General features: G+C 64.9%; 1 protein-coding gene and 1 pseudogene. Both read right to left on the minus strand.

From position 1 onward, the window contains the following. Nucleotides 1–263, minus strand: a pseudogene (locus EN994_RS31130) (signal recognition particle-docking protein FtsY); the annotation flags it as partial. A 12-nt stretch (nucleotides 264–275) separates the two neighbouring features. Next, on the minus strand, nucleotides 276–1,455 hold a 1,180-nt coding region (gene mtaB / locus EN994_RS31135), incomplete at its 5' end, for a tRNA (N(6)-L-threonylcarbamoyladenosine(37)-C(2))-methylthiotransferase MtaB (RefSeq protein WP_127308134.1).

The raw sequence follows: 1,455 nt of genomic DNA on the forward strand, positions 1-1,455 counted from the left end.
GTCGGCTCCGGCGCGGGCACCGGTTCCTCGACAGGCGCCGGTTCCGGCGCAGGAATTACCTCCGGCTCGACCGTCGGCGTCGTTTCTGCCTCGGGCCGCGGCTCATCGCGCTTCAAGAACTCCGGGACGACCTGTTCGGCCGCCGGCTTCAGCGCATCGAGTGCTTCCCATTTGATCGGCGGTAGCGGGGCGGTCTCGTCGATCCGTTCCTCGACCACCTCTTTCTTGCCGAACGAAAATATCTTCTTGAAAAAACCAGCCATGCTTTGCGTTTCTCAGGCGGCGCGGGCGGCAAGCGGCGCCGCGATCAGCCTGGTACCATCGTGGCCCGATATATCGGCCTCGACGATCTCACCCGGTGCGCCCGTGCCGAGTGCGGCAAGCGTAAAACCCTCGGTGCGGCCAAGGCCGTCTCGCTCGATCAGGATCGACTGACGCGTACCGGTGAGCAACGACAGATGCCTGACATAGGCAACTTCACCGGCGGCGCGCAGCCGGGCGGCGCGCTGCTTGACCACCTCGCGGCGGAGCTGCGGCATGCGCGCGGCAGGCGTGCCTTCGCGTGGGCTGAAGGGGAAGACGTGGAGATGGGTCAGGCCACACTCCTCGACAATTTTCTCCGAGTTCTCGAACATTTCGTCGGTCTCGGTCGGGAAGCCGGCGATGATGTCGGCGCCAAAGACGATACCGGGGCGCAGCTTGCGCACATCCTCGCAGAAGCGGATCGACTGATCGCGCAGATGCCTTCGCTTCATCCGCTTCAGGATCATGTCGTCGCCCGACTGCAGCGACAGATGCAGATGCGGCATCAACCGGGGCTCGGTGGCGATGGCGTCGAGCAAATCGTCGTCGGCCTCGATCGAATCGATCGACGACAGCCGCAGGCGCTTCACATCGGGCACCTGTTTCAGGATGGTCTTCACCAGTTTGCCGAGCTTCGGCGCGCCCGGCAGGTCGGCGCCGAATGAAGTCATGTCGACGCCGGTCAGAACGATCTCGGCATAGCCGTTGCCGGCGAGCCGCTTGACCTGCTCGACCACGGCGCCCATCGGCACCGAGCGCGAATTGCCGCGGCCGTAGGGAATGATGCAGAAGGTGCAGCGGTGGTCGCAGCCGTTCTGCACCTGGACGAAGGCGCGTGCGCGGCCCTCGATGGCGTCGACCATGTGACCTGCGGTCTCGCGTACGGAAAAAATGTCGTTGACGCGCGCCTTCTCGGTGTCGTTGACGCCGAAATCCGGCAGCGCGCGGTAGGAATTCGCGTTCAGCTTCTCTTCATTGCCAAGCACGAGATCGACCTCGTCCATGGCGGCGAATTTTTCAGGCTCGGTCTGCGCGGCGCAGCCGGTGACGATGATGCGCGCCTGCGGGTTGCCGCGGCGCGCCCTGCGGATCGCTTGCTTGGCCTGGCGCACTGCCTCGCCTGTCACGGCGCAGGTGTTGAAGATCACGGCG

The sequence above is a fragment of the Mesorhizobium sp. M7A.F.Ca.CA.002.09.1.1 genome (genome assembly GCF_003998555.1).
In the GTDB taxonomy this organism is placed as follows: Bacteria; Pseudomonadota; Alphaproteobacteria; order Rhizobiales; family Rhizobiaceae; genus Mesorhizobium; species Mesorhizobium ciceri.